The sequence below is a fragment of the Halomonas sp. PGE1 genome, from assembly GCF_013000985.1.
Classification (GTDB): Bacteria; Pseudomonadota; Gammaproteobacteria; order Pseudomonadales; family Halomonadaceae; genus Halomonas; species Halomonas alkalicola.
The window spans coordinates 1,271,851-1,290,576 of record NZ_CP053032.1; the positions used below are offsets into that span (position 1 = coordinate 1,271,851).

Here is an 18,726-nt window from a genome sequence, read left to right on the forward strand (position 1 = left end):
CTTTGTCATTCACTCTCCCCGGTCGCTGGCGTCATGGGCCGCTGCATTCTGCCAAGCGTGACACCCTAGCATGATGCCATCGCCGGGTGGACGGGAACCGGGGTATCGCTTCTGCGCGTCAGTCGCTATGGGCCGGACGGAAGCCACTTCAGGTGGCCATCGAGACGGGGTAGGCTGTAGGCCGACAGGATGAGTCGAGAGGTGTACGGCGTGAGCCAGGGAGTGGTGACCTATCAGGTGAGAGAGGAGGCGCTGGCGCGGCCCGAGGAGGTTCGGCTGGGGTCGAGTTCGCCGTCGTTCCTGCGGCCGCTGCTGGGCCGGGCCCATCGGCGGCGGAGCCTGCTGGCGAGCGGGGTGAACTGGGAGCGCATCCTGTTCATCGAGGTCGACGGCGAGGTGGCCGGCTATCTCCAGTTCTATCTGGGTGGCGAGGGCCCGCATCGTCTCGGCCATGAGGACCTGCGCGCCGAGTTCGGTGCCGCCAGCGCGGCCTGGCGCTGGGCGCTCTACCGGCTGGTGCAGTGGCGCTTCCGGCGCTTCGACGCCTACCTCTATCGCATCATCATCGACGAGCGCTTTCGCGCCCGGGGCCACGGCCGGCAGCTGCTGGAGCGCTGGCTGGCGCTGCTGGCCGAGCAGGGCGTGCGGCGGGCGGATCTTGAGGTGTGGGGCAACAACCCGCGGGCCGAGGCCCTCTATGCGGCGCTGGGGTTCCAGGTGAAGCGACGTCGCCGGCTGCCACTGCGCGCGAGCTGGCTGCGTGATCGCAAGCTGACCCACATGATCAAGCGATGGTAGGGCCGCCATGTCGGTGAGCGGTTTCGTCGATCGCGTGTGGGCCGAGGGGGTCTCGGGGTGGAGCCCTGCGCCCCGGGTACTGGTGTCGGTCAATGGCGCCGCGGTGGGCAGCGTTGCCTGCACGAATCCGCGCCCCGATGTGCAGGCGGCAGGGCTATCGGCCGATGGCCGCGTCGGCTTTCGCGCCCCGCTCGCGCTCGCCTGGGGGGATGTCGTCCGGGTGACCACGCCCCAGGGGCAGCGAAACTGGAGCTCGAGGAGGGCCCGCGGGTGGCGCGTTTCGGCGTGGCCCCGCGCGACGCCGATCTCCTTCAGCACTTTCATGACCGGGTGCTGGGCCCCGCGGGTGTCGCCAGCCCGGCGCTGCGCCAGCGGGTCGCGCTGGACCGGCGCCAGGCGCTGATCTTCGATTTCTTCCCGGGCCAGCCGCTCGATCGCTGCGGCCCCGGCTGGGAGGCCTGGGTGCCGGCGGTGATGGCGGAGCTTTCTCGCCTGCAGCAATTCAACGCGTCGCAGCGCCCGGGGCTTCGCGTGGGTGCCGGCCCCGGTCGCCCCCTGCTCCATCGCCTCATGCGCCAGGCCCTGGGAGACGCCCTGTCCCCGGGGCGCGCCCGCGGCGAGCGCCACTTCCTGCTCTGGCTGCTGGCGCGTCTCTGGCGCCTGCCACGGGTGCTGTCACACGGTGATCTGCATCGGGAGAACGTGCTGGTGGATGCCGAGCGGGGCGAGCTTGCCCTGATCGACTGGGAGCGCTGGGGCCAGTTGCCCATCGGCTTCGATCTGGCCCTGCTGATGCGCGGTCTTCCTGGGGAGGTCGCCGAACCCCTGGCCGGCGGTGGCCGGGCCCAGCGTCTGGGCGTGGCGGGCTTTACCTATCTCTTCCAGCGGCTCGACCGGCCTGGCCTGGTGCAGACGGAGGAGGGCAGGGCGCTGCGTCGGCGCTGCCGGGAGCTGGCCGGCCACCGCTGATCGCCGAGATAGCTTCCTTGATGCCGGCGACGGGGGGAGCGTCGGAGTACTCAGGTGAAGTCGGGGTCGCTGGTCCTGACGATCAGGTCGCTCTCCTCGCCGGGCAGGGTCACGGAGAACTCGCCGGCGCCCAGGTAGGTCACCGGGTGCCCCTCGCGGGTGCGCAGGGCGGGCTCGCCGCTGACCGGGCCGGCGCGGGTGAGTTCGCCAAGCTCCTTCACGCTGACCAGGATGTCGATCATCACCTCTCGACCCTGGTCATCGAAGGCCATGATGGTGCGTTCGTGTTCGCTCATGGAGTGGCTCCGGGGGCTGATGGGGCTGCCTCCAGTATCGGCGCTTGAGCCGGGAGTGGCGAGTGCCGGAATGCCGCGGGACGGACAGGGTGGCAGCGCTCAGCGCTCGACCCAGCCTCGGCTGATCAATGGCGCGAACAGCAGGTGATAGAGCCGCCTCGCCACGTGGTGATAGAAGGGCAGGATCAGCCAGCTGCGACTGACGCCGACCAGCGCGGCCACGCCGGCGGCCAGCAGCAGGGCGCCCAGCATGTCCTGGGGGAAGTGCACGCCGAGAAAGACCCGCGCCCAGGCGACCGGCACGGCCAGCAGCAGCAGGTAGCGGCCGATGCGACGGGTGCCGGCATGCAGCAGCAGGCTGAAGCCCATGGTCAGCATGATGGTGGCATGGTTGCTGGGGAAAGCGGGCGTCGCCGCATGCTCGAGGAAGGTCTGCCCCACCGGCATCATGAAGGGGCGCGGCGTGGGCCACCAGTACCCGATCAGCCAGCTCGCGGCCAGGGCGAGCAGGGTGGCGATGAACGCCTCGAGCAGCGGACGCTTCAGGCGGTCGCTGCCGCGCAGCCAGCCGATGACCAGCAGGGCCGGCACCAGCCAGATCAGATAGACCGCGGCGAGCTCGGCCAGCAGCAGCAGGGGAGGATCGCTGTCCGGTGCGGCATTCAGCTGGGCGAACAAGGCGAGATTGAGCGTCTTTTCCGTGAGCATGAGGTGTCGGGGCGTCGTCCTTGAGGGGGGCGCAGGTCCGCACCGGCGGGTGACCCGGTGCGCGGCCTTTCTGCAGTGTGTGACAGGAGTATGACGATGCGCCCGGGCGGGGACAATGGGGCGACCATGAGGTCGCCCCTTGCCCGGGCGTCAGGCGGGCAGGCCGAGTACCGCGGTGGCGATGGCGAAGTAGATCAGCACGCCCACGGCGTCGGCGATGGAGGTCACCAGCGGCGCGGAGGCGGTGGCCGGGTCCCAGCCCAGGCGATTGAGCAGGAAGGGCAGGATCATGCCGATCAGGCTGCCCATGATCACGATCAGCACCATGCTCATCGCGACCACCATGGCGATCTCGGTGCCGGCGCGGAAGATCCCCACCACCGAGACGGCGAGTGCCATGGTCAGGCCCAGGGCGATGGCCACGCTGACCTCGCGGCCGAGCAGTCGCGCCCAGTCCCGAGTGCGCACATCGCCGGTGGCCATGCCGCGCACCATCAGGGTCGCCGCCTGGGAGCCGGCGTTGCCGCCGCTGTCCACCAGCAGGGGCAGGAAGAAGACCAGGGCGATATAGGCCTCGATGGTCTCCTCGAAGTAGGCGATGCCGGCGCCGGAGAAGATGTTGGCGAACACCAGCAGCACCAGCCAGACGATGCGCTTGCGGTAGAGGTCGAAGAGGCTGGCGCTGCGCAGGCCGCCCTCCAGCTTGCCCACCGAAACGCTCTTGTGCATGTCCTCGGTGGCCTCCTCCTCGGCCACGTCCATGGCGTCGTCATAGGTCACGATGCCCACCAGGCGCTCGCCGCCGTTGGTCACCGGCAGGGCCATCAGGTCGTAGCGCGAGATCAGCCTGGCCACCTCTTCCTGAGGGGTGTCCACCTTGGCGACCACCAGCTCCTCGACCATCAGGCTGGCCAGGGTAGCGTGGGGATTGGCCAGGATCATCTCGCGCAGCGACAGGGTGCCGGTCAGGCGGCCTTCGTCGTCGACACAGTAGATCTGGTAGATGGTCTCGGCGTTGGGGCCGGTGCGGCGCACCTTCTCCAGGGCGGTGGCCACGTCCATCTCGGCCGGCACGGCCACGTACTCGGAGGTCATCAGGGCTCCGGCGGTGCCTTCCTCGTAGCTGGCCAGCTTGCGGATGTCCTCGCGCTCGGCGTGGGCCAGGCGGCGCAGCAGCCCCTGCTGGCGGGCCTCGTCGAGCAGCTTGAAGAGGTCGGCACGCTCGTCGGCGCTCATGTGGTGCAGCAGCTCGGCGAGGGTGGCGTCGTCCATCTCGGCGGCAAGCGCGCTCTGGGTCTCCTCCTCCAGGTAGCCGAAGGCGCTGGCGCGTTCGTCCAGGGGCAGGTAGTCCAGCAGGGAGAGGGTGGTGTCCTCCTGCTCGTGCTGGATGAACTCGGCGAGGTCGGCCAGCTGCATCTCGGCGACCAGATGGCGGATGGCAGCGGTGTCCTGCTGCTCGATGGCGCTGCGCAGGTCGGCAGCGAGCTCGATGTAGCTCATGGTGTGGCTCCTTGGCGCGCGTCAGGCGGGCACGCAGGAACCAGGGCCTAGGGGGTAGGCGCGGGCGGGCTCCGGCGCACCACGACGGTCGACGCGGCGCGGTCGATCAAGTTGTCGGTCGTGTAGCGACTCGGAGGTTCCATTGATTCCTCAAGGGGGTTTCGCTGCCATGCAGCAGCGCCGGCATATTAGCCGCGAGTCAGATGAGGGTCAATTGAGATCGATTGGCAATTGCCGTTATCGCAAGGCGCCTCGTATGGAGGCCTCCTCGGCGTTTGCCGGGCCAGGCCGGGACCGATGGCCGCCGCGATCTCCGCCACGCTAGTGGGGGACAGACCACCAGCGTGTAGTCGTGGCGCAGCACCCGCGCCAGCAGGTCGAAGACCACTCGAGACTCATTCCCCCTCCTGCCAGTTCCACTGGCTGCGCGCCACGGCGTCGTGGGCGTGCAGGCTCTCGGCGTGCACCACGCGCAGGGAGAAGCCCTCGAGGCCGGGCTGGTCGCGCAGGGTGTGGTGCAGGCGCCGGGCGGCATCCTCGCAGAACATCAGGTTCTGGCCGTTGGCCAGGGCGAAGGCCTGCTCGTCCACGCGCTTCACGGCGGTCTGCAGGGCGGTGCCCAGCGCCCGCTCCACGCGGTCGACCAGCGCCAGCAGCGGCAGCGCCGCCTGATCGGCGTCGAGGCGCACGGCCAGGTGCGCCTGGCTGCGCTGGCTGTGGGGCGTGGCCAGCACGCCCTTGTCGCTGCCCAGCCAGGCCCGCACCGCCTCGCGGGTCACCGGTATCTCTGTGAAGTCCTCGTCGAAGGCCTGCTGGATCAGCTGGCGGGCCAGGGCCGCCGAGCAGGGGCAAGTGGAGGAGTAGCCCACGCTCAGCTCGAGGATGGCGTGCAGGCCCTGGGCGTCGCGGCGGCAGCACAGGGTGAAGGGGTAGGTCTTCCAGCCTGACAGGGGGCTGATCAGCGCCGGGCGGCGCAGCAGCGCTTCCCCTTCCAGGTCGAGAAAGGCGCGCTTGGCGAGACCCTCGTGGCTCTCCAGAAAGGCGTCGAGCACCGCGGCCACCCGGGGCAGCGAGAGCTCCTGATCTTCCAGCTCGGCCAGCGCTAGGTAGAGGCGCGACATATGAATGCCGCGGGCGGTGGGGTCATCGAGGCTGACGCCCGCCGAGGCGCGGCCGGCGATGGCCTGGCCGGCCACCTTGAGCGGCAGGGCGATGCCCTCCATGCCCACCCATCTCAGGGTGCCGAGGCGGGTGGAGGGCGAGGCCGCGATATCTTCCAGAGGTTGCTTGTTCATGAAGGGCTCATTCGGTGATTGCAGCTGCAAATGTTATAACATAACATTTTGCGTCGACCGATCACCAGTCAAAGGCCTGCCCGAGGTACACCATGTCGCGTCACGCCAGCTCGCTTCCATCGTCTGCCGACCCGGCCGGCGGTTTCCACCGGCTGAGAAGTTTCCTGACCCGCCACCGATGGCGGCTGGGCGGTCTGGCGCTGCTGGTCATCGTGGCCGCGCTGCTGATGCAGCTGGGCGTGATGCGCGGCCTGAGCCTGCAGATCCTGGCCTGGCAGCGCGAGCTTCACCGGGCGCTTACCCTGGCGGTGAGCGGCTGGTCCGAGACGCCCAGCTGGGCCACCGCCGGCTGGCTGCTGGCGCTGAGCTTCGGCTATGGGGTCTTCCATGCCGCCGGTCCCGGCCACGGCAAGGCGGTGCTCTCCACCTATCTGGTCTCCCAGGGGGGTAGCCTCAAGCGCGCCCTGGGGCTCTCGTTCAGCGCCGCCCTGCTGCAGGGCATGATGGCCATCGCCATGGTACTGGTGCTGGTTCAGGGCCTGGGCTGGCTGACGCGTCGGGCCATGGGCAGCGTGGCGAGCCTGGAGATGGCGAGCTTTCTGATGGTGGCGCTGCTGGGAGCCTGGCTCTGCCTGAGGGCCTGGCGGCTGCTGCGGCGCACGCGGGCCGGCGGCGATCACGGCCAGCATGATCACCACCACGCCCATCACCTCGATCATCACCACGACCACGGCCACCAGCGGGTCCACGGTCATCGGCACGCTCAGGGGCCCGAAACCGACCACGGTCATGCGCATGCTCACCGCCATGCCCATGACCACAGCCATGAGCACGACCATAGTCACGAGCACGACCACAGTCACGAGCACGCCCACAGCCACGCCCACGCTCATGGGCACGCTCCCGACCACCGGCACGATGGCTGCGGCTGCGGGGCGCGCCACCATATCGCCCCGGAGGAGGTGGGCAACTGGCGTACGGCGCTGGCCACCGTGGTGGTGATCGGCCTGCGCCCCTGCACCGGCGCGGTGCTGATGATGGGGGCGGCCAGCCTGCTGGGCCATGCGGCCCTGGGGGCTGCTGCGGTCATGGTGATGGCGCTGGGCACGGCGATGACGGTCTCGGCCCTGGCGCTGGCCAGCGTGCTGGCCCGGGACTGGGTCATGCGTCACTACGGCCGGTTCGCCGGCGGTGGGGGCGCGGCGCGCCTGGGGCGGCTGAGTGGCTGGCTGGCCATGGGAGGCGGCCTGGCGATTCTGTGGCTCGGGGCCTCGCTGGCCTGGCAGGCTGGCAGCGTACCGACGGGCGGGCTGCCGCTGTTGTCGTGATGCAGTGGTTGCCTGCCAGGGTCGACAGGCCCCCCACCCGCCACGGCCGCGACCTGGACGCCTGATCTATTAAGGTTGGATAGTCTCCTGGGGTTGCGGCGCCTGGAAGTAGTCGAACAGCCGGGTCACGGCTTCGGGCGCCACGCCATTAGTGATAAAGACGAAGCGCGAGACCCCGTCTGGGCAGGCCTCCGCCGGCAGCGTCACCGGCGGGTGGAAGATATTCTGCACGCCGTGCAGCGCCAGCGGCTGCTCGCGCCCGGCAATCTTCACAATGGCCTTCACCCGCAGAATCTTCTCGCCCAGCAGCGACATCAGCAGGTCCAGCCAGTCCTCCAGCACCTCAGGTTCGATGGGGTGCTCGAAGGTGAAGCAGAAGGAGCGGATCTGCTCGCCGTGGCGGGTGAGCGTCGGGTAGGACGCGGGCGCCATCATCGAGACCAGGGCGCCCTGTGTCGGTGGTGAGATGCCCGCGGTGGGTGAGACCTGAGCGTAGGACGCCGCGCGCAGCCAACGGTCGGCGCGCCGCCCCTGTGCAGGCAAGCCGCCGCCGATGACATGCTCGGCCGCCAGCTCGCCATGGCGTACCTGCAGCTGCTCGGCGGCCGGGTTGATCGTCGCCAGCTGGCAGGCCAGCCGTGACAGCTGTTCCTCATCCACCAGGTCCGTCTTGGTCAGCAGCAGCCGGTCGGCCACCGCCGCCTGGCGCTGGGATTCGCGATGGGCGTTCAGGGTCGAGACGCCGTTGGCCGCATCCACCAGGCAGACCACGCCGTCCAGGCGAAAGCGCTGGGCGAGCCAGTGGTCGGTCATCAGGGTGTGCAGGATGGGCGCCGGGTCGGCCAGGCCGGTGGTCTCGATGATCATCCGCGAGATCGGCCGGCCCCCGTCGTGCTCGATCGCCTCCCAGGCCTGCTGGACGCTTCGGCTCAGGTCGCCGCGGATGGTGCAGCAGAGACAGCCGCTGCTCATCTCCACCACGCTGTGCTCGTCGCCCTTGGCGACCAGCCGATGGTCGAGCCCGATATCGCCGAACTCGTTGATCACCACCAGCGAATCGCGCATGGCGGGCTGGCGCACCAGGTAGTTGAGCAGGGTGGTCTTGCCGCTGCCGAGAAAGCCGGTCAGCACCGTGACCGGCGTGAGGTCTGCGTCGTGCATGGGTTACTCCCAGGCGGGGAAGGGGTCTGGCAGCGCCTGCCAGGCGTCCTTGCCGGCCAGCAGCTCCTCCTCGCTGAGCAGGCAGGCGTCCAGGGCCTGGCGGATGCGCGCCTCGTCGAGGTTCTGGCCGATGAAGACCAGCTCCTGGCGCATGTCGCCGAAGGGCTCCTGCCACTTGTCGAGGATGGCGGTGCGGTAGTCGGGGTCCTCCGGCCAGCGCGACTCGGGTACCGCCTTCCAGAACATGCCGGCAAAGCCGTAGTGGGCGATGCCGCCTGCCTGGCTCCACTGGCCGGCGAACTGCGGCCGGGTGGCGAGCCAGAAGAAGCCCTTGGAGCGCAGCAGCTTGCCGCCGAACCAGTCGCCATGCAGCAGCTCGAAGAACTTCTGCGGGTGGAAGGGGCGCCGGGCATGGTAGGCAAAACTCGAGATGCCGTACTCCTCGGTCTCCGGCACGTGCTCGCCGCGCAGTTCCTTGAGCCAGCCCGGCGCCTGCTGGGCGCGCTCGAAGCTGAAGCGGCCCGTCTCCAGCACCTTCTCCAGCGGCACCTGGCCGTGAGTGATGGGGATCAGCTCCGCCTCGGGGTTGAGCGAGCGCAGCACGGCGGTGAGCTCGTCGAGCTGGGCCGGCGTGAGGAGGTCGCTCTTGCTGATCAGCAGCACGTCGCAGAACTCGATCTGGTCCACCAGCAGGTCGGCGACGTTGCGCTCGTCCTCCTCGCCCAGGCTCTCGCCCGCCTCGGCCAGGGAGTGCGCCTCGCGGTAATGGGTAAGGAAGTTGGCGCCGTCGACCACGGTGACCATGGTGTCGAGGCGAGCGACATCCGAGAGGCTCCGGCCCTCTTCATCGGCGAAGGTGAAGGTCTCGGCCACCGGCAACGGCTCGGAGATGCCGGTGGATTCGATCACCAGGGTGTCGAAGCGCCCCTCCTCGGCGAGCCGGCGCACTTCGATCAGCAGGTCCTCGCGGAGGGTGCAGCAGATGCAGCCGTTGCTCATCTCCACCAGCCGCTCCTCGGCGCGGTTGAGGGTCACCTCCTCCTCGTCGCCGGGGGCGCCGCGCACCAGGGCGGCATCGATGTTGACCTCGCTCATGTCGTTGACGATGACCGCCACCCGGCGGCCTTCGCGGTTGGCGAGAATATGGTTGAGCAGGGTGGTCTTGCCGGCGCCCAGAAAGCCGGAGAGCACGGTCACCGGCAGGGGCGTGTGCAGGGATGTCATCAGCCTTCACCTCGGGTCTTGCGGTAGTGGTTCTCGCGCTGTTCCTGGCGCTCCTTGGCCTCCAGGCAGAGCTTGGCGGTGGGTCGCAGCAGCAGCCTGGGGAGACCGATCGGCTCGCCGGTCTCCGCGCAGTAGCCGTAGTCGTCCGCGTCGATACGGCGCAGGGCCGCCTCGATATTGGCCAGCAGGCGGGTCTCGCGGTCGGCCTGGCGCAGCTGCAGGCGTAGCTCCTCCTCGAAGGCCGCCTGGTCCAGCTCGTCGCTGTCGCGCTCATGGGAGGCCATGGCGGCGCGCACCTCGCGCAGGTGTTCTTCCACCTGCGCCTTCTCCTCGAGCAGTCGATCGCGGAAGAAGGACAGCTGCTCGTCGTTCATGTAGTCGTCGTCGGGCATCGCCAGCAGGCGCGCCTCTTCGGGGGTATAGGGCATGGGAGTCTCTTGCCGGCGTCAGGCGGGGTCGATGGTCAGCAGCAGGCGCTTCTGCCCCTCGATCAGCGCGGGGCTGCGGTGCACCAGGGCGCGGTGCTCGTTGCTCTCCCAGCCGCCCCCCTTGAGCAGGGCCAGGTCGCCCGCCTCGAGCCGCTGGATGGCACCGGGGTCGCGCACGATCTCCGGCTTGCTCGCCGAGGGGGCGCCCAGGCCTTCGCGGTTGACGGCCTCCTCGGGGAGCCACTCGCTGCCCGGGCCGTGATAGGTGGTCACCAGGCGCACCGGCAGGTTGTCGACGTGGAAGCGCGGGCACATGGCGGCGTCCAGCAGGCGCAGGCGGATGCCCACCGTATCGGTATCGAACAGGTAGGCCATGGCCTCGGCCAGCAGTTGGACGTCCTCCACCAGGGCGCCGGCCGCCTCGGGAGCGGGCAGCCGCTTGAGCAGATCGGCGCGCAGATCGTCACCGGGTTGGCCCAGCCAGGCCAGCTGCCAGGCGCGCTCGGTCTGGCACTGGGCCTGGACGCTCTGCTGCAGCGCCGCCGAGAGGCGCCGGCGCATGACGGCAATGTTGATGTCGTCCTCGAAGATGCGCGGCAGGACATCGATTTCGTCACCCAGGGCCAGGTGGCGGGTAAACCCCGCATCGGAAAGGGGAGCGGAGAGAGCGGGTGTCGGCATGAGATGACTCCACGGCGCCAAAATTTAGAGATGTTATAACGTATCTTTTTTGGGCGTCGAAGCCAAGCGCGCAGTGTGACGGTAACCGAGATGAAAGAGCGCCCGCCATGCAGGGCATGGCGGGCGCTCGGTGTGGCCGGTGGGGCGCGGTTCAGTAGCCCAGCAGCGCCGAGGGCAGGCCGGTGATCAGCACCGGGAAGAAGGCCATCAGCATGCAGGCCAGCACGATCAGCGCCACGAAGGGCAGCACCGCCTTGTAGAGATCGACGATCTCCACCCCCTTCGGCGCCACCCCCTTCATATAGAAGAGCGCATAGCCGAACGGCGGGGTGAGGAAGGAGGTCTGCAGCACCACCGCCACCATCACCACGAACCACAGCACGTCGACGCCCAGCTGCTGGACGATCGGCAGCATGATCGGGAAGCTCAGCAGCACGATGCCGGTCCAGTCCAGGAACATGCCCAGCAGGAAGACCAGGAACAGCATGAAGATCAGCGCGCCCACGGTGCCGCCGGGCATCGCCATGACCAGATCGCTGATCACCGTCATGCCGCCGCCGCGGGAGAAGACCCCGGTGAAGGCGGTGGCGCCCACCAGCACCAGCATCACCATGGTGGTGGTCTTGCCGGCATCGATCAGCGTCTTGAAGCAGGTCGATAGCTTGCGGTCGCCGAAGATCAGGAACAGCAGGAAGGCGATGCCCACGCCGATGGCCGAGGCCTCGGTGGCGGTGGCCACGCCGGTGAACAGCGCGCCCAGCACACCGAGGATCAGCGACATGGGCGGCAGCACGTACTTGGCCAGCATGACCAGCAGCTGCCCGGTGGAGACCTCGGCGCGCTCCGCGGCGGGCACCGGCGGGCCGTAGCTCGGCTTGACGAAGCAGATCACCAGCACGTAGAGGGCGTACATGGCGCCCAGCATCACGCCCGGCACCAGGGCGCCGGCGAACAGCGCGCCCACCGAGACCGGCGAGTAGCTGGCCATCAGGATCAGCATGATGCTCGGCGGGATCAGGATGCCCAGGCAGCCGCTGGCCATGATCACCCCGGTGCTGAGCTCCTTGTTGTAGCCGTGCTTGAGCATCGGGGCCAGGGCGATCATGCCCATCACCGCGATGGAGGCGCCGACGATGCCGGTGGTGGCGGCCAGCAGCACCGAGACGATGACCACGGTGAGCGCCAGGCCGCCGCGCAGGTTGGCCAGCAGCAGGCGCATCACCGCGAACATCTTCTCGGTGACGCCGGAGTCGTTGAGGAAGCGTGCCATCAGCACGAACAGCGGAATGGCCACCAGGACGTAGTTGTCCATGGCGTTGCCATAGATGTTGTTGATGATGGTGCCGAGCACCCGCTCGCCGGGGCCCAGGTAGGCGCCGATGACGGCGACGCCGCCCAGCACGAAGGCCAGCGGGTGGCCCATGAACAGGCCGATCAGCAGCCCGCCGAACATCACCAGGGTGAGCAGTTCGGGACTCAGGTTCATGCGGCTCTCTCCTCGCGCAGCTGCTGGATGGCGCGGATGACGATGGCAACGGCCTGCAGGGTGATCAGGAAGGCGGCCACCACGATGACGCCCTTGATCGGGTAGACCGGGATCGACACCACCCCGTAGGTGGTCTCGCCGCGGCTGAAGGAACGCATGAAGAAGCTCCAGCCGAGCGTCAGCAGCATCCAGCTGAAGGGCACGAAGAAGATCAGGTAGCCGAGCAGCTCGACCACCGCCTGCTTCCTTCGCGAGAGCAGGCGCTTGAGCACGTCGACCTCGACGTGGGCGTGATGGCGTAGGCCGTAGGCAGCCATCAGCATGAAGTGGGCACCGAACAGCATCTTGGTGATGTCGAAGGCCCAGTCGCTGGGGCGTCCGGCAAAGTAGCGCAGGCCGATGTCATAGAGGACGATCAGCGTGATCACGGCGATCAGCGGCGCGATGAGTCGCCCGAGCGCCTCGTTGAGCGTATCGATCGCCTTGGCAATCGCATTCATGGGAACAGTCTCCGACGTCGGAACGCAGGCCGCCCCGGTGGGGTCACCGGGGCGGCGGCAGGGGCCTTACAGGCAGGCTTCGATCTCTTCCAGAGACGGCAGGTTGTCCATGGTGCGGCTCATGTTGTAGGGCGCGGAGAGATCACGCCAGTTGGCGTAATGGTCCATATAGCTCAGCATCGAGTGCAGCACCTTGGCATAGGTGGGATCCTCGCAGGCGCCGCGCAGATAGACCTCGTTGGTGATCTCCTGGATCCGGGCCAGTTCATCCTCCGAGAGCTGGGAAATCTCGACGCCGGCCTTCTGGAAATTCAGGGTCCCTTCGGTGGCGCTCTGTTCGAAATGGGAGATCGACCACGCCAGGTTGGCCTGGGCGGCGAGCTCCAGTTTCTCCTGAGTCTCCTCGGAGAGGGCGTCCCAGGCGTCCTTGTTGATCATCACGCCCAGCACGGTGGCGGACTGGTGCCAACCGGGGGTGGACCAGTAGTTCGCCACCTCGGCAAAGCCCGCCTGATAGTCGACGCCAGGGGACGAGAATTCGGCCCCGTCGACCACGCCGCGCTCGATGGCCTGGTAGATCTCGCCGCCGGCCAGGGTCACCTGGGAGCCGCCGAGCTGCTCCAGGATGCGGCCCTGATCGCGACCGCCAAGACGCAGACGTTTGCCCTCGAAGTCGGCCAGGGTCTCGATCTTGGTACGCCCGATAAAGCCGGTCTCGTTGTTGAGAATGGCGTAGGGAAGGTAGTGGATATTGAACTGGTTATAGACCTCCTGGTAGAGCTCATAGCCGCCCCAGTGCTGGATCCAGTTCAGGTAGTCGACGGCGTTGAAGAGGCTCGCCGTGGTGCCCAGCAGGGCGAAGGCGGGGGAGCGCCCTGCCCAGTAGACGCCGGTCTCCCCGGCGGCTTCGATGCTGCCGGTCTCGGTGGCATCGAACACCTCGCCGGGCGGCATCAGGGTGCCGCCGGCGCGGAATTCGATCTCGATGTCGTCACCGGCGATCCGGTGCACGGTATCGACCCAGCGGCGGTCCGCCTCGATCAGCGCCAGGCTGTCCGGCCAGGTGGTGGTCATGGTCCAGCGCGCCTTGTCGGCGACGGCCTGGGTGGAAACGGTGGCGAGCGCCATGGCGGCAGCCAGAGAGCAGGTGGCAAGCAGGTGAGGGTGCTTGTTCATGACGTGATCCTTGTAATTATTGGGTCGGTAACGGGTGACATTGGCGGGCCGGTTGGCCTGCGTTTCACGCCTGGTTCTCATCCTAGGCAGCGGTACCCCGCGCTGATATACGTAGTACTACGTACCGGGCTGCGTAGATGGTCCTGCCTCGTCGGTGCGCTTCATCGTCATGAGAGCTGGATGATGCGTGAGACCATCTCCGCGGTGTTGCGGCAGTCGAGTTTCTTCATGATGCGCGCCCGGTGGGTCTCGACGGTGCGATGGGAGATGCCCAGCTCCCGGGCGATCTCCTTGCAGGTCAGACCGTTGGCGATGAAGCCGGAAATTTCCCGCTCGCGCATGGAGAGCTGGTTTTCCGCCTGGGGGCGCACATCGATCTTGATGAAGGTCCACACCGCCAGATCGAACGGCGCCTCCGGCGTCAGGGTGCGCCCGCGGGTCTTGGCCCAGAAGACCTCCCCCGAGCGGGTCTGCATGAAGCGCTCGTCGGCGTAGTTGGGCGTCCTGAGCATCTCCTTGTAGCCGCGATCGCCGATCGTCTTGAAGTCGGCGAAGCTCGGGTAGAGCTTGAGCATCAGCTGGCCGATCAGCTCGCTGCGCGGATACTCGAAGAGCTCGCAGAAGGCGTGGTTGCACTCCAGGATGCGACGCTTCTGGGTGACCACGATGGCGCTGGCCGAATGCTCGAAGGCCAGCGCCATCAGCTCGCGCCCCATGGGCGGTGAGGTCGTCATTGGGCGTGGTACCTCCCCTGGCGGTGATGCGCTAGACGCAGGTCCAGCCGCCGTCGATGGGCATGGCGGTGCCGGTGATGTGGCGGGCCGACTCGCCGCCCAGGAACAGCGCGAGTTCCGCCACGTGGGCCGGGGGAATCAGGCCGCCGTCCGGCTGCTTCTCCGAGACCAGGTGACGGATCGCCTCCTCCCGGCTGCTGCCGAGCCGCTGCTGTCGCGCCTCGATCTGCGGCGCGATGATGGGCGTGTCGGTCCAACCCGGACAGATGGCGTTCACCGTGATGCCCTGGCCGGCGGTCTCCAGCGCCACCTCCCGGGTGAAACCTACCACGCCGTGCTTGGCGGCCACGTAGGCCGACTTGTCCACCGAGGCCACTAGCCCGGATATTTCACCGGGTCAGTCAGAAGTCCCCAAATGCCAGGCTCGGTGGGGATATAAGGGCTCTGGGGGTGGAGATTGGCTGCTTTTTGATCAATTTCCTGTGCTCAGGGCGCACTTCCCCTACCCCCATGTCTTTTCTGTGCCGGGGACAGCACGCCGCGGCGCTATCCCGGCACCAGCTTGCTGGCCAGCCTCAGGAAGAGGTCCTGTTCCGGGTACTGGCTGCTCAACATCAGCCGAATCGTGCGCGTGTTGCGGGTGATGACAGCGCCGATCTTCAGCAGCTTCAGGCGGAGGGTGTTGACCTGGGCCTGGGCGAAGGCGGTGCGCTTGAGGTAGACCCGGCGCAACCGCTCCAGCAGCAGGTAGGCCAGCCCCGACAGCAGCAGTCGGTACTGGTTGGGCCACCATTCGTGGCAGCTGGTGCGGTCGGAGAACAGGAACTGCTGCTCCTTGATACGGTTCTCCATCTCGCCCCGGGCACAATAGCGGTGGTCATAGAGCCACTCGGCGCTGCAGCCGCGCAGGCTGGTGACCACATAGCGGGTGTTGAAGCCACGCCGGCTGGTCTCGGACTTGACGATCACCCTTCGTCGACGCTCCTTCCAGCTCTTGGCAGCGTACTTGATGAAGCCGAAGACACGCTCTTTCTCCCAGGTCGTCTCGAAGCGGATGGCCGATTCGTAGTCGATGTTCAGAGCCAGCTTGGCCAAGCGCTTGTTGCCGGCGAGGCCGATGATGTAATCGACGCCGTGGCGGTCACACCAGTTGAGGATCAGCGGACGGCAGAAGCCACTGTCGCCGCGGAAGACGATCTTCACCTCAGGCCACGCCTGGCGTAGCCGCCGGACCAACAGGGCGAGGATGGCGCCGGCGTGGTGAGCGGCATCCAGCGAGGCCGGACGCAGGTAGCTGACCAGCAGCTGGTCGCCACAGAACACGAATAGCGGCAGGAAGATGTAGTGGTTGTAGTAGCCATTGAAGTGCCGCCCGAGCTGCTGGCCATGCACCCGATCGTCGGTGGCATCGAAGTCGAGGTAGAGCGGCTTCTTGGGTGGCCGCCGGAACGAGCGGATGAACTGCTCGATCATCTCCTCGTGGATGGTAACCGCCCAGTCCCGATCGGCCTGCTGCTCGAAGCGACACAAGGTGGACTGGCTGGCCAGCACGCCATCGGTATCGACGGCGGTCTGCAGGGCGATGTCGTGACGCAGGGCCTGGTGGTCATTGAGGTCCTCATAGCCCAGCGCCAGGCCGAACACGCGCTGCCGGACCAGGGTTTCGGTGCGATGCAGGCAGCGCTGAGCGTCGCGCTCGTCGCCGAGCCGACGAGCAATAGAGCGGGTCAGGCCCATCTCGCGATCGAGCTGCCGCAGCAGCAGGATACCGCCGTCGGAAGTGACATCACCGCCATCGAAACGGGCGATGACCTGACGGCCTTTGCAGCGTGGAAAGGAAGCGGACGGCGTGGTACATTTTGTCATGGCGGCTGATGCGGTTGGTTCTGGTGTAGGAGCTTGAATCATAACCGATTTTCAGCCGCCTTTTTCATGCCCGGTGCAATATCCGGGCGTGCGCCAGGCAAAGCCTGGTCGCTGGGGGAGCCACACAGGGAGGCGTGGCCTAAACAGCGAATTGAAACCCAGTGGGTGCAAGTCCCACCCGGCCAAGGGTAGCCGCCAGCCGGTAGCGAGTCTTGCGCAGCATCGGGCAACCGGCGCTGTGAAGCGTAGACAGTGAGTGAGCAGGCCGTGTGATAGAGCACCGAAATGTTGGAATCGTGGCTGCCGACATTCTGCCCGACGTGGAAGGCAACACCGACCCGCTGAAATGGCTTGGCGGAAAGGAGCCACCGGTGTCAGAGAGCAGGGCATGCTCACACAGGGGTTTCCCAGGAACCTGGGAGGCCCGCCTTTCTCCCCCGAAAGGTGAAAAATCAGGTGCAGGAGCCACCTGTCCCGAAAGCTCCCGGTTCGGTGCTGTCGTGCCTGACGGTACCGGAAGCGAACCACAGGCACTCAGGGGGTACGGCCAGGCGATCACAAGGAGCCAGTCGGACGGAAGGGCGGGAGTCGGAGTTGCCCATAGTACCGAAGAAGGCGGGGAACCTACTCGACGGGACCCGCTGGAGGGAAGGGGCAATCAATCATCAGAACTGCACGAGGGACACATGACAGGTACACAGGAACCTGAGGTCATGTCCACGAAACAAGTGCGGATAGCAGCGCTGGCAGAGCGCTTCCCGCAGCGTGCCTTCACGTCACTGGCGCACCATATCGACGCCCAGTGGCTAAAGACGGCCTACCTGATGACGCGCCGTGACGGTGCCGTCGGGATCGATGGCCAGACGGCGGACGACTTCGCGCGTGACTTCGAGGCCAACATCCAGCGCCTGCTGGAAGCGGCCAAGAGCGGTCGCTACCGGGCGCCGCCGGTGCGGCGTGTCCATATCCCCAAGGGAGACGGGCGTGCCACACGACCGATCGGCGTCCCCACCTTCGAAGACAAGGTCCTGCAGCGTGCCGTGGTCGCCCTGCTGGAGCCTCTCTACGAGCATGACTTCCTGGAGTGCTCATATGGCTTCCGGCCAAGGCGCTCGGCGCACCAGGCGATCAAGACGGTATGGGATGAATTGTCGAGGATGGGCGGTGGTTGGGTCATCGACCTGGACATCAAGGCCTTCTTCGACACGATCGACCACCGGCACCTGCGAGCGTTTCTGCAGCAACGAGTGAAGGACGGTGTGATCCTGCGCCTGATCGGCAAGTGGCTCAAGGCCGGGGTACTGGAGGCCGGGCAGTGGCAGAAGGGTGAGCTAGGCAGTCCGCAAGGGGGCGTGATTTCCCCTTTATTGGCGAACGTTTACCTCCACTACGTGCTGGACGAGTGGTTCGAACAAGATGTTAAGCCACGACTGAAAAGTCAGGCGTTCGAGGTGCGTTTCGCCGATGATGCCGTGCTCGCCTTCAGCAACGAAGCCGACGCCCGCAAGGTGTTAGAGGTACTGCCCAAGCGCTTCGCGCGCTACGGGCTGACCCTGCACCCCACCAAGACCCGGCTGGTGCGGTTCCGGCCGCGCCCGGGGCAACGCGCCGAGACCTTCGACTTCCTGGGTTTCACCCACTACTGGGGGAAGTCACGCCGGGGCAGCTTGATTATTCAGCGGAAGACGGCGAAGGACAGGTTCAGTCGCGGGCTCAAACGGATCGCACATTGGTGTCGCCATAACCGACACCGTCCACTGCGTGACCAACATCGGGAGCTATGCAGGAAAGTGCAGGGGCATGCAGCCTACTACGGTATTCGTGGCAACATGAGAGCCCTACAGACATTCCGGTTCCGAGTGTCGTGGATCTGGGTGAAGTGGCTGAGTCGCCGCTCACAGAAGGGCCATATCCCGTGGGACAAAGCCTGCAAGCTACTGGATGCCCTGCCACTAACTCCGGTGAGGATTGTGCAGCAATGCTGAGTCCTTCAGCGAACCTGATGATTGAGGAGCCGGGTGCGTTAATTGCGCACGCCCGGATCTGAGGGGGGCCGGGACGAGCAATCGCCCGGTCTACCCGACTAGGCCATGCACCGAGGCCAGGTTGATGACGCGCCCCCAGCCCTTGCGGCGCATGTCGACGAGCGCCTGCTTGGTGCAGTGGTACACGGCCACCAGGTTGATGGCGATGATCGATTCCCAGAGATCATCGGGGAAGTCGGCGATGGGGGAGGTCTTCTGGATGGCGGCGTTGTTGACCAGCACATCGACGTCACGCTGCTCCTCACGGAGCCGGGCAAACATGGCGTGAATCTCCTGCCGGCTGCCCAGGTCGGCCTGCTGGTAGCAGACCTCGCGGGCTCCGACCGAGAGCAGCTGGGCCTTGAGGGCGGCGACCGTCTCCTCATCGGCCGCCACCCGGTCATGGATGATGATGCCGGCCCCCTGGCGAGCGTAGGCCAGGCAGATGGCGGAGCCAATGCCGCCCAGGGCGCCGGTGACCAGCACGTTCTTGTCGTGAAGGTATGACATTGGGACTTTCCTCGCTTGTTATTGGAATGATGACGGGAAGCG

General features: G+C 67.0%; 19 protein-coding genes. 4 read left to right on the plus strand and 15 right to left on the minus strand.

The window, feature by feature from the left end; translation table 11 throughout:
- Positions 1-210: 210 nt before the first annotated feature.
- Positions 211-798: a GNAT family N-acetyltransferase gene (locus HIR79_RS06045; protein WP_169957634.1), complete on the plus strand. Its 588-nt coding sequence runs from the start codon at positions 211-213 to the stop codon at positions 796-798.
- Positions 799-1,068: 270 nt separating this feature from the next.
- Complete coding sequence (locus tag HIR79_RS06050) at positions 1,069-1,767, plus strand: phosphotransferase (protein WP_169957635.1); 699 nt, start codon at positions 1,069-1,071, stop codon at positions 1,765-1,767.
- Between the two features lie 50 nt (positions 1,768-1,817).
- On the opposite strand, the gene HIR79_RS06055 is transcribed toward HIR79_RS06050, so the two are convergent.
- From HIR79_RS06055 to folE2, 4 genes are all read right to left on the minus strand, one after another.
- Positions 1,818-2,063, minus strand: coding sequence for a hypothetical protein (locus tag HIR79_RS06055; RefSeq protein WP_119022843.1), 246 nt, complete (start codon positions 2,061-2,063; stop codon positions 1,818-1,820).
- A gap of 99 nt (positions 2,064-2,162) precedes the next feature.
- On the minus strand, positions 2,163-2,771 hold the full coding sequence (locus HIR79_RS06060; protein ID WP_169957636.1) for an undecaprenyl-diphosphatase: 609 nt from the start codon (positions 2,769-2,771) through the stop codon (positions 2,163-2,165).
- A 150-nt stretch (positions 2,772-2,921) separates the two neighbouring features.
- Entirely contained in the window at positions 2,922-4,271 is a 1,350-nt protein-coding gene (gene mgtE, locus HIR79_RS06065; protein ID WP_169957637.1) for a magnesium transporter, read from the minus strand.
- A 395-nt stretch (positions 4,272-4,666) separates the two neighbouring features.
- A complete protein-coding gene (gene folE2 / locus HIR79_RS06070; RefSeq protein WP_169957638.1) occupies positions 4,667-5,566 on the minus strand; it encodes a GTP cyclohydrolase FolE2 in 900 nt (299 codons plus the stop codon).
- Between the two features lie 92 nt (positions 5,567-5,658).
- Here folE2 and HIR79_RS06075 point away from each other — a divergent pair, with 92 nt between their 5' ends.
- Positions 5,659-6,894, plus strand: coding sequence for a nickel/cobalt transporter (locus tag HIR79_RS06075; RefSeq protein ID WP_169957639.1), 1,236 nt, complete (start codon positions 5,659-5,661; stop codon positions 6,892-6,894).
- Positions 6,895-6,963: 69 nt separating this feature from the next.
- On the opposite strand, the gene HIR79_RS06080 is transcribed toward HIR79_RS06075, so the two are convergent.
- The 10 genes from HIR79_RS06080 to HIR79_RS06125 all read right to left on the minus strand — a co-directional run bounded on the left by HIR79_RS06080 (position 6,964) and on the right by HIR79_RS06125 (position 16,150).
- On the minus strand, positions 6,964-8,055 hold the full coding sequence (locus tag HIR79_RS06080) for a CobW family GTP-binding protein (RefSeq protein ID WP_169957640.1): 1,092 nt from the start codon (positions 8,053-8,055) through the stop codon (positions 6,964-6,966).
- 3 nt (positions 8,056-8,058) lie between these two features.
- Positions 8,059-9,279 carry a zinc metallochaperone GTPase ZigA gene (zigA, locus tag HIR79_RS06085; RefSeq protein ID WP_169957641.1) on the minus strand — a complete coding sequence of 407 codons (1,221 nt, stop codon included), beginning with the start codon at positions 9,277-9,279 and terminating at the stop codon, positions 8,059-8,061.
- Positions 9,279-9,707 (minus strand): TraR/DksA family transcriptional regulator, encoded by a 429-nt coding sequence (locus HIR79_RS06090; RefSeq protein ID WP_169957642.1) that lies wholly within the window; start codon positions 9,705-9,707, stop codon positions 9,279-9,281. Before HIR79_RS06090 ends, zigA begins: the two co-directional genes overlap by 1 nt.
- Before the next feature lie 18 nt (positions 9,708-9,725).
- A complete protein-coding gene (locus tag HIR79_RS06095; RefSeq protein WP_169957643.1) occupies positions 9,726-10,388 on the minus strand; it encodes a DUF1826 domain-containing protein in 663 nt (220 codons plus the stop codon).
- Positions 10,389-10,539: 151 nt separating this feature from the next.
- Positions 10,540-11,874, minus strand: a complete 1,335-nt coding sequence (locus HIR79_RS06100) for a TRAP transporter large permease (protein ID WP_169957644.1) — start codon at positions 11,872-11,874, stop codon at positions 10,540-10,542.
- Positions 11,871-12,374, minus strand: a complete 504-nt coding sequence (locus tag HIR79_RS06105; RefSeq protein WP_169957645.1) for a TRAP transporter small permease subunit — start codon at positions 12,372-12,374, stop codon at positions 11,871-11,873. The genes HIR79_RS06100 and HIR79_RS06105 overlap by 4 nt, the downstream gene beginning before the upstream one ends.
- Positions 12,375-12,440: 66 nt before the next feature.
- On the minus strand, positions 12,441-13,550 hold the full coding sequence (gene dctP, locus HIR79_RS06110) for a TRAP transporter substrate-binding protein DctP (RefSeq protein WP_169957646.1): 1,110 nt from the start codon (positions 13,548-13,550) through the stop codon (positions 12,441-12,443).
- A 167-nt stretch (positions 13,551-13,717) separates the two neighbouring features.
- Positions 13,718-14,284 (minus strand): LuxR C-terminal-related transcriptional regulator, encoded by a 567-nt coding sequence (locus HIR79_RS06115; RefSeq protein WP_169957647.1) that lies wholly within the window; start codon positions 14,282-14,284, stop codon positions 13,718-13,720.
- Between the two features lie 31 nt (positions 14,285-14,315).
- A complete protein-coding gene (locus tag HIR79_RS06120) occupies positions 14,316-14,651 on the minus strand; it encodes an SDR family oxidoreductase (RefSeq protein WP_211620958.1) in 336 nt (111 codons plus the stop codon).
- 179 nt (positions 14,652-14,830) lie between these two features.
- On the minus strand, positions 14,831-16,150 hold the full coding sequence (locus HIR79_RS06125; RefSeq protein WP_169957648.1) for an IS1380 family transposase: 1,320 nt from the start codon (positions 16,148-16,150) through the stop codon (positions 14,831-14,833).
- A 713-nt stretch (positions 16,151-16,863) separates the two neighbouring features.
- On the opposite strand from HIR79_RS06125, the gene ltrA reads away from it, so the two are divergent.
- Positions 16,864-18,135 carry a group II intron reverse transcriptase/maturase gene (gene ltrA, locus HIR79_RS06130; protein ID WP_211620819.1) on the plus strand — a complete coding sequence of 424 codons (1,272 nt, stop codon included), beginning with the start codon at positions 16,864-16,866 and terminating at the stop codon, positions 18,133-18,135.
- A gap of 90 nt (positions 18,136-18,225) precedes the next feature.
- Here ltrA and HIR79_RS06135 read toward each other — a convergent pair whose 3' ends face one another.
- Positions 18,226-18,684: an SDR family NAD(P)-dependent oxidoreductase gene (locus HIR79_RS06135; protein ID WP_169957649.1), complete on the minus strand. Its 459-nt coding sequence runs from the start codon at positions 18,682-18,684 to the stop codon at positions 18,226-18,228.
- Between the last annotated feature and the right edge of the window lie 42 nt (positions 18,685-18,726).

Excerpts from the sequence above, each read along its gene's own strand:
- HIR79_RS06055 (WP_119022843.1), bottom strand. The coding sequence starts at position 2,063 with ATGAGCGAACACGAACGCACCATCATGGCCTTCGATGACCAGGGTCGA.
- HIR79_RS06060 (WP_169957636.1), bottom strand. The coding sequence starts at position 2,771 with ATGCTCACGGAAAAGACGCTCAATCTCGCCTTGTTCGCCCAGCTGAAT.
- mgtE (WP_169957637.1), bottom strand. The coding sequence starts at position 4,271 with ATGAGCTACATCGAGCTCGCTGCCGACCTGCGCAGCGCCATCGAGCAG.
- folE2 (WP_169957638.1), bottom strand. The coding sequence starts at position 5,566 with ATGAACAAGCAACCTCTGGAAGATATCGCGGCCTCGCCCTCCACCCGC.
- HIR79_RS06075 (WP_169957639.1), top strand. The coding sequence starts at position 5,659 with ATGTCGCGTCACGCCAGCTCGCTTCCATCGTCTGCCGACCCGGCCGGC.
- HIR79_RS06080 (WP_169957640.1), bottom strand. The coding sequence starts at position 8,055 with ATGCACGACGCAGACCTCACGCCGGTCACGGTGCTGACCGGCTTTCTC.
- zigA (WP_169957641.1), bottom strand. The coding sequence starts at position 9,279 with ATGACATCCCTGCACACGCCCCTGCCGGTGACCGTGCTCTCCGGCTTT.
- HIR79_RS06090 (WP_169957642.1), bottom strand. The coding sequence starts at position 9,707 with ATGCCCTATACCCCCGAAGAGGCGCGCCTGCTGGCGATGCCCGACGAC.
- HIR79_RS06095 (WP_169957643.1), bottom strand. The coding sequence starts at position 10,388 with ATGCCGACACCCGCTCTCTCCGCTCCCCTTTCCGATGCGGGGTTTACC.
- HIR79_RS06100 (WP_169957644.1), bottom strand. The coding sequence starts at position 11,874 with ATGAACCTGAGTCCCGAACTGCTCACCCTGGTGATGTTCGGCGGGCTG.
- HIR79_RS06105 (WP_169957645.1), bottom strand. The coding sequence starts at position 12,374 with ATGAATGCGATTGCCAAGGCGATCGATACGCTCAACGAGGCGCTCGGG.
- dctP (WP_169957646.1), bottom strand. The coding sequence starts at position 13,550 with ATGAACAAGCACCCTCACCTGCTTGCCACCTGCTCTCTGGCTGCCGCC.
- HIR79_RS06115 (WP_169957647.1), bottom strand. The coding sequence starts at position 14,284 with ATGACGACCTCACCGCCCATGGGGCGCGAGCTGATGGCGCTGGCCTTC.
- HIR79_RS06125 (WP_169957648.1), bottom strand. The coding sequence starts at position 16,150 with ATGACAAAATGTACCACGCCGTCCGCTTCCTTTCCACGCTGCAAAGGC.
- ltrA (WP_211620819.1), top strand. The coding sequence starts at position 16,864 with ATGTCCACGAAACAAGTGCGGATAGCAGCGCTGGCAGAGCGCTTCCCG.
- HIR79_RS06135 (WP_169957649.1), bottom strand. The coding sequence starts at position 18,684 with ATGTCATACCTTCACGACAAGAACGTGCTGGTCACCGGCGCCCTGGGC.